Below are 6,570 nucleotides of genomic sequence, written 5' to 3'. Positions count from 1 at the left end.
GGCCCCCCCGACAGTGGCAAAAGCCGTCTTGCCCGTGCCCTCTTCGAAGCTCTGCTGCCGGAGCATCCCGATATTTATCTGCAACGGGCCCATTGGGATGGGGAAGGCAATTGGACTTTAGACTTGCCACCAGAAGAGGCGAAGATCCTCAAGCACCAGTACCGGGGCTCTTTTACCCCCGAATTTTTCAGCTTCCATGCCCAGGCCATTCTGGCTTTGCGCCGGCAAAAGAGTTTGGTGATTGTGGATGTGGGCGGCAAGGTGGATCCGCAAAAGCAGCCGATCCTGGAAGCCTGCTCCCACTACCTGGTGGTCAGCCGGGATCCCGAGGCTATCCCTCTCTGGCACGAGTTTTGTCGAGACCGGGGCAATTTGCGCTGTGTGGCCATCCTGCACACCTCGCCCGGCCCTCCTCAAGTGCTCAAAGACTCACCTGAGTTGGAAATTCGCTGGGATCCCAACTCTCCTCCCCCCGCGGAGCTGCTTCGGGCGGTGCGCCGCTTGATTGCCTAGGGGTGCGGATTCAGAATTGGATGGGCGGGCGAGCCTTTTCGGAAACGGCGAGATTGAGAACCGGGAGATTGAGAACTGGGAAAAGAAAAAGGAGAGGGTACTGATGCTGGGAGCCATTGCCGGGGATGTTATCGGCTCTGTCCATGAGCACTCGGGCACCAAAACGAAGAACTTTCCGCTGTTCGTCGAGGCCAGCCAATTTACCGATGACACGGTTCTGACGGTCGCTGTGGCCGAGCGGCTGCTGCGGGGCGGTAGCTACGTCGATTGGTACCATGAGTACTTCCACGCCTACCCAGAGGCTGGGTACGGGAGCAGCTTCATCCACTGGGCCGAGCATCGCTGCCGTGAGCCGTACTACAGTTGGGGCAACGGAGCCGCCATGCGGGTTAGCCCCATTGGCATCGCCTGCAACACGCTGGAAGAAGTGCTGGCCCAGGCGCGGGCCAGTGCCGAGGTAACCCACAACCACCCGGAGGGCATCCGCGGCGCTCAGGCTACGGCAGCCGCCGTGTTTCTCGCCCGGTCAGGGTACACCAAGGCCGACATCAAGACGTACATCGAGCAAGAGTTCGGATACTGCCTATCCGAGCGGCTGGACGATATCCGGGAGCACTACTGCTTCGATGTCTCCTGTCAGGGCTCGGTGCCCCAGTCGATCATCGCGTTCCTAGAGGCAGACGGTTTTGAAGACGCGGTGCGCAACGCCATCTCCCTTGGTGGAGACGCAGACACCATGGCCTGCATTGCCGGGGGCATTGCGGAGGCGTTTTTCGGCGGCGTGCCGGACGAGATCGCATCCCGGACGCTGGCCGTTTTGGACGAGCGGTTGCACGGCGTTGTGTGCGAGTTCCAAGAGAGGTTTGCGGATCGCCTGACCAGGGGCTGCACCTGATGGCCAAGGTGTGTGGTTTTTGGGTTTTGGGTTGCCTTGTCGCCCTCTCGCTCCGTCAACTGCTCCAGGTTGGATTTACCGGTAAGCCGCCTCTGGGTTGGCTTCATGGCCGTAGAGATAGCTGAGAACCGAGTTGCGCAGGCGGTAGTACTGCGGATCTTCAAGAATCCGCTCGCGATCCCGAGGGCGCGGGAAGGGGATGGTCACGATCTGCCCGATGGTGGCTGCAGGGCCATTGGTCATCAGCACCAGGCGGTCGGCCAAAAACAGCGCCTCATCAATGTCGTGGGTAATCATCAAAACCGTGCAGCGATGTTCATCCCAAATGCGCAACAGCTCCTCTTGAAGCTCCTCTTTGGTAATGGCATCCAAGGCCCCGAAGGGTTCATCCAAAATCAGGACTTCTGGTCGAATCGCCAAGGCACGGGCAATGGCCACCCGCTGCTTCATCCCTCCGGAAATTTGCGGGGGATATTTTTGGGCAGCTTCCCCCAGCCCCACCAAATTCAGGTGTTCCTCTACAATTTGATGCTTTTCCGACTGGCTCTTTTGAGGGAAGACCGACTGGACGGCCAGGTAAACATTTTCATAGACCGTGAGCCAGGGTAACAAGGCATATCCCTGAAACACCACCATGCGATCTGGGCCAGGAGCTGTAATCGGCTGGCCTTTCAGCTTCACCGAGCCGCTGGTGGGCTGGGTAAAGCCAGAAACCATATTCAGCAGCGTGGTTTTGCCACAGCCGGAATGTCCAACTATGCAGACAAATTCTCCTGCATCGACCCTAAGATTGATATCTCGCAAGACGGGATACTCCCCCTTAGGAGTTGGGTAAGTCTTGCTGACATTCTCAAGGGTTAAGTAGGGTTCTGCGGCTGTGGCTACTGGGGTAGAGGTTGTCAAGAGGGCAGTCATCGTGGGGTGCTCCAATTCATCGTTTTCTCACAACTGGGAACGTGCTTTTGCAAAGGGAACCTCTAGAGCAACACAGGACGACGATCCAAAGCAACCTCGGCTATGTAAATGTCGTGCTTAATCGCCAAACTGTTGAGGTAAGCCAAGGGATCCTCGCCATTAAAGGGGATCCCATCGAACAACTGAATGGGCTGCCTTTGGTAGGAGACATCCAGTCCCAGCTCGCGGGCTGCCGTGCTGAACACCCCCACCTGACATACCCGCTCCACGATCTCCACCCAGTTGCGAGGGAAGGGCAGATCCCCCCAGCGGGCCATTTGGGTCATCATCCACAGATGCTCGGTGCGGCTGGGACGGTTGCCGGCTCCGAGAAAGAAGCGGTGGTGGGCATATTCCCGCATCGGCCTGTCCAAGTCACAGATTAGGCGCTGGGGATCCCCCAGATGAATGTAGGATGGGTCGGTGCTCAGGTAGGCGCGGCGGCTGAGCAGCTCGCGAATCTCGTCGTGATGGGCCGGGTCTTCACAGTAGCGGCAGGCTTCCAACAGCGCTTTGACCAAGGCAATGTGGGTGTTGGGGTAGGCTCTGGCCCAATCTTCTCGCACCCCCAACACTTTGCCGGGATGGCCCAGCCAAATCTCCAGATCTGTAGCCACCGTAAAGCCACTGCCCTCTAAGGCTGCCCGCAAATTCCAGGGCTCTCCCACACAGTACCCATCGATGTTGCCGGCTGTCAGGTTGGCCACCATCTGGGCCGGAGGCAGCGTTTTCAGCACCACGTCATGATCCGGGTGGATCCCACCGGCTGCCAGCCAGTAGCGCAACAGCAAATTGTGCATAGAGCTGGGATGCACCACCCCAAAGGTAAGCCGACGGCTGGGACTATCCAGAATGTAAGCCTTCAACTGGCTGAGGGTGTGGATCCCTTGCTCGTAGAACCGCTTATGCAAGGTGATGGCATTGCCGTTGCGGGTCAAGGTGAGGGCCGTAACCACCGGCTGAGGCGGGTTATCCCCTCCGCCCAAAGACATCCACACCGGCATACCGGCGGGCATTTGGGCCGCATCCAGATAACCTCCCTGAATGCCGTCTTGGATCCCTCGCCAACTGGTTTCCCGCACCAAATTCACTTCTTCCAAGCCGTGTTTGGCAAAAAACCCTTTTTCTTTAGCTACAGCCAAGGGAGCACAGGCAGTGAGGGGCACAAAGCCAATCTCCAGGTTGATCTTTTCCAAGCCATGCCTGGCCACCACAGTGCTGCGGCGAGCACGCCATTGCTTAATCCGTTTTTGTTGGTTCAAAAAGTAGATGATCTCGCTGCGGTAGCTGTAGTAGCTGGGATGGTTGACCACCTCCAGCCGACGGCGGGGCCGAGGAATGTCAATGGTTAAAATGTTCCCAATTCGGGATCCCGGCCCATTGGTGAGCATGACCACACGATCTGACAGAAGAACCGCTTCGTCCACATCGTGGGTGACCATGAGAGTGGTCATCTGATGTTCTTCACAGATGCGAATTAACTGCTCTTGCAAGTTCCCGCGCGTGAGCGCATCCAAAGCGCCAAATGGCTCATCCAACAACAACACTTTGGGCCGCAAAGCCAGGGCACGGGCAATGGCCACCCGCTGCTTCATACCCCCGGACAATTGGGCTGGGAGCTTATCTGCTGCGTGGCGCAAGCCCACCAGATCAATGTGCTCTTCCACGATCTGCTGACGCTCCGCCGGAGAATGGTTTTTAAGAACGGCATTCACCGCTAGCGCAATGTTTTGCCGAACCGTTAGCCAAGGCAAAAGCGAGTAATGCTGAAACACCACCATGCGATCGGGGCCGGGAGCGGTGATGGTATGCCCATCCAAAGCCACGATCCCCCCCGTAGGCAAAGACAGCCCCGCCACCATGTTCAATAGGGTGGATTTGCCACAGCCGGAGTGGCCGATTAAGGAGACAAACTCCCCTCGATGGATTTGCAGATCGATCCCTTTCAGAGCAAGGTATTCCTGCCCTCCGGGCAGAGCAAAAGATTTTTCCACCTGCTCCACACTGACCAATACAGACACAGAAAACCTCCCAACCTATCACCCGTCTAGCCTCAAACCAACCACATACTGACAACACATCCAACACATCATTGGTTGGCTATCTTGTTTTGCAAAACAGACATCAGGCGATCCAAAAGCAATCCCACCGCTCCGATGTAGATGACGGCAACGATGATCTCCGTAACGTAGTTCTGCTGGTAGGCATCCCAGATGAAAAAGCCGATCCCCGGCACACCCGACATCACAATCTCTGCGGCAATAATCGCCAGCCAAGACAGGCCGATGCCGATGCGCAGACCTGTGAACATGTAGGGCAGGGCTGAGGGCAGCAACACCTTAAAAAAGAAGTCCACTTTGGAGAGCTTGAGCACTTTGGAGACGTTGATGTAGTCTTCCGGGATCTGTCTCACCCCCACAGCCGTGTTGATGAGAATGGGCCAAATTGAGGTAATAAAAATAACGAACAGGGCAGCCGGCTCATTGCGTTGCAAAGCAGCCAAAGATATGGGCACCCAAGCCAAGGGAGCTACCATGCGCAAAAATTGGAAAATGGGATCCAAAGCTCGGTTGATCCACACACTGCTTCCCACCAAAATGCCCAACGTGATGCCCACCAAAGCGGCACTGCAATAGCCGATGGCCACCCTTTGTAGGCTGGCCAAGGTTTGGCGCAGCAGCCCTTGGTCGAGGTTGCTGTTGCGGTACAAAGGATGCAGGATCAGATATCGGCTGCGCTCATCCATCCACACATCCCAGGGCCCCGGCAGCCGAATAAGGTTGGCACTGGCCAAGAGCTGCCAGATGAGCAGGAATCCAACAATACCCACCACAGGGGGGAGAATCTGATCTCGGTACTTCGCCAAATCGAGCTTCGCCGTTGCAGATTTTGCCGGAGAAGAAAGTGTTGTCGTCATAGCTCCTAGAGGAGGATAGGGTTTTACAAGGTTCTCTGTTGTCGCGCTCTCAGAACATTCCAGCCGCAGGGTTCTACAACGTGTTGGAAACAGAGCATGAACTGGGATTGGCCTTGCCTTTTCGTTGGATGGGCAAACACAGGGATTGCAAACTCAACAAAACTCTCACGACAATCAGAAAACTCAGGATTCCTACGGCTATTGAAAGGATGAGCTTGTCCCAGCGGGGCTGGGCCGGCCTCTCAAAAGGAGGATCCCTGAAGAGTTCGCGCGGAACGTGAAGTAGAGCCAACATAGCCGATCCTCAACATAGCATTCAAAGTTATTCAAAAAGTGCGAGGCTCATAGCATCCATCAACTTTCCATCGTTTGGGCAGAAAGCTCGGCACCGCTTTTTTCGACCTCGTGGGATCCCACAGGTAGGCAGGATCCCTGTCGCGCGAGAGATTCGAACAAGGAAACGGTAAGCCATGGACTTCCTGCGAAAGAAGGTGAGGAACTTGGCCCAATCAAGCTATTCAGCTAGACCCTTTTGATTTTCAGGCTGTTCAGGTAAGCCTGCGGATCCTGTGGGTCAAACACCACACCGTCAAAGAAACGCTCTGTTCCCCGCGAGGTGTTGTTGGGGATGTTCTTCACCCCCAGTGCCTGGGCGGCCTCACGCCAGAGATCTTCACGGTTCACTTCATCCACCAGACGACGGGCAGTATCCAGATCGGGAAGGAAGCGAGCGTGGAAGCCCCAACGCAAGGATTCCGTCAGGAACCAAAGGTCATGGCTCTTATAGGGGTAAGAGACGCTGCCCCGGCCATCTTCCCAGTACAAGGGCCCGGCATTGAAATCTTGAACAGCTGGCTTGCCGTCTCCCAATTCGTAGTTGCCTTGAAAGGGAGGGGTGAGAACTTCAACCGGCACATTCAGGTAGGCACGCCCTGAGAGAATGCGTGTCAGTTCTTCTCGGTTGGCCGGATCGTCGCACCATTGCTGCGCTTCCATCACCGCCATCAAAGTGGCTTGTGTGGCCCTGGGGTTTTGCTCTACCCAATCGGCGCGAATGGCCAAGTATTCTTCGGGGTGAAAGGGCCAAATCTGTTGGGTAAGGGCCGCCATAAACCCGATCCCATCGGCCACAATCCGGTAGGGCCAGGGATCCCCGGTGCTAAAAGCATCCATGGTGCCATTGCGCATTCCCTGCACCGTTTCGGCAGAGGGAACCGCCAACAGGTCGATGTCTTGATCCGGATCTACCCCCCCAGCAGCAAACCAGTAACGGATCCAAAAATCTTGATTG

At 56.3% G+C, this 6,570-nt stretch carries 5 protein-coding genes and 1 pseudogene; 2 read left to right on the top strand and 4 right to left on the bottom strand.

Annotated elements, in window-relative coordinates:
• Positions 1–513: pseudogene (locus NW837_RS07330) on the top strand (CRISPR-associated protein Csx3); the annotation flags it as partial.
• A gap of 103 nt (positions 514–616) precedes the next feature.
• The gene (locus NW837_RS07325; RefSeq protein WP_011432249.1) at positions 617–1,408 is read left to right on the top strand and encodes an ADP-ribosylglycohydrolase family protein; all 792 of its coding nucleotides are present in this window, start codon (positions 617–619) and stop codon (positions 1,406–1,408) included.
• A 75-nt stretch (positions 1,409–1,483) separates the two neighbouring features.
• Here NW837_RS07325 and NW837_RS07320 read toward each other — a convergent pair whose 3' ends face one another.
• The 4 genes from NW837_RS07320 to NW837_RS07305 form a co-directional block, all read right to left on the bottom strand.
• Positions 1,484–2,323: an ABC transporter ATP-binding protein gene (locus NW837_RS07320; RefSeq protein ID WP_099834627.1), complete on the bottom strand. Its 840-nt coding sequence runs from the start codon at positions 2,321–2,323 to the stop codon at positions 1,484–1,486.
• 62 nt (positions 2,324–2,385) lie between these two features.
• The gene (locus tag NW837_RS07315) at positions 2,386–4,383 is read right to left on the bottom strand and encodes a nitrate ABC transporter ATP-binding protein (protein ID WP_414330265.1); all 1,998 of its coding nucleotides are present in this window, start codon (positions 4,381–4,383) and stop codon (positions 2,386–2,388) included.
• Between the two features lie 68 nt (positions 4,384–4,451).
• Positions 4,452–5,279: a nitrate ABC transporter permease gene (ntrB, locus tag NW837_RS07310; RefSeq protein WP_414330262.1), complete on the bottom strand. Its 828-nt coding sequence runs from the start codon at positions 5,277–5,279 to the stop codon at positions 4,452–4,454.
• 522 nt (positions 5,280–5,801) lie between these two features.
• Positions 5,802–6,570, bottom strand: a 769-nt coding sequence (locus NW837_RS07305) for a CmpA/NrtA family ABC transporter substrate-binding protein (protein ID WP_414330259.1), incomplete at its 5' end; no start/stop codon positions are given.

It is taken from the genome of Synechococcus sp. R6-10, assembly GCF_047461815.1.
In the GTDB taxonomy this organism is placed as follows: Bacteria; Cyanobacteriota; Cyanobacteriia; order Thermostichales; family Thermostichaceae; genus Thermostichus.
Note: the sequence above shows the minus strand (reverse complement) of the source record. Positions and strands in the feature narration are given on the sequence as shown.

Excerpts from the sequence above, each read along its gene's own strand:
- NW837_RS07325 (WP_011432249.1), top strand. The coding sequence starts at position 617 with ATGCTGGGAGCCATTGCCGGGGATGTTATCGGCTCTGTCCATGAGCAC.
- NW837_RS07320 (WP_099834627.1), bottom strand. The coding sequence starts at position 2,323 with ATGACTGCCCTCTTGACAACCTCTACCCCAGTAGCCACAGCCGCAGAA.
- ntrB (WP_414330262.1), bottom strand. The coding sequence starts at position 5,279 with ATGACGACAACACTTTCTTCTCCGGCAAAATCTGCAACGGCGAAGCTC.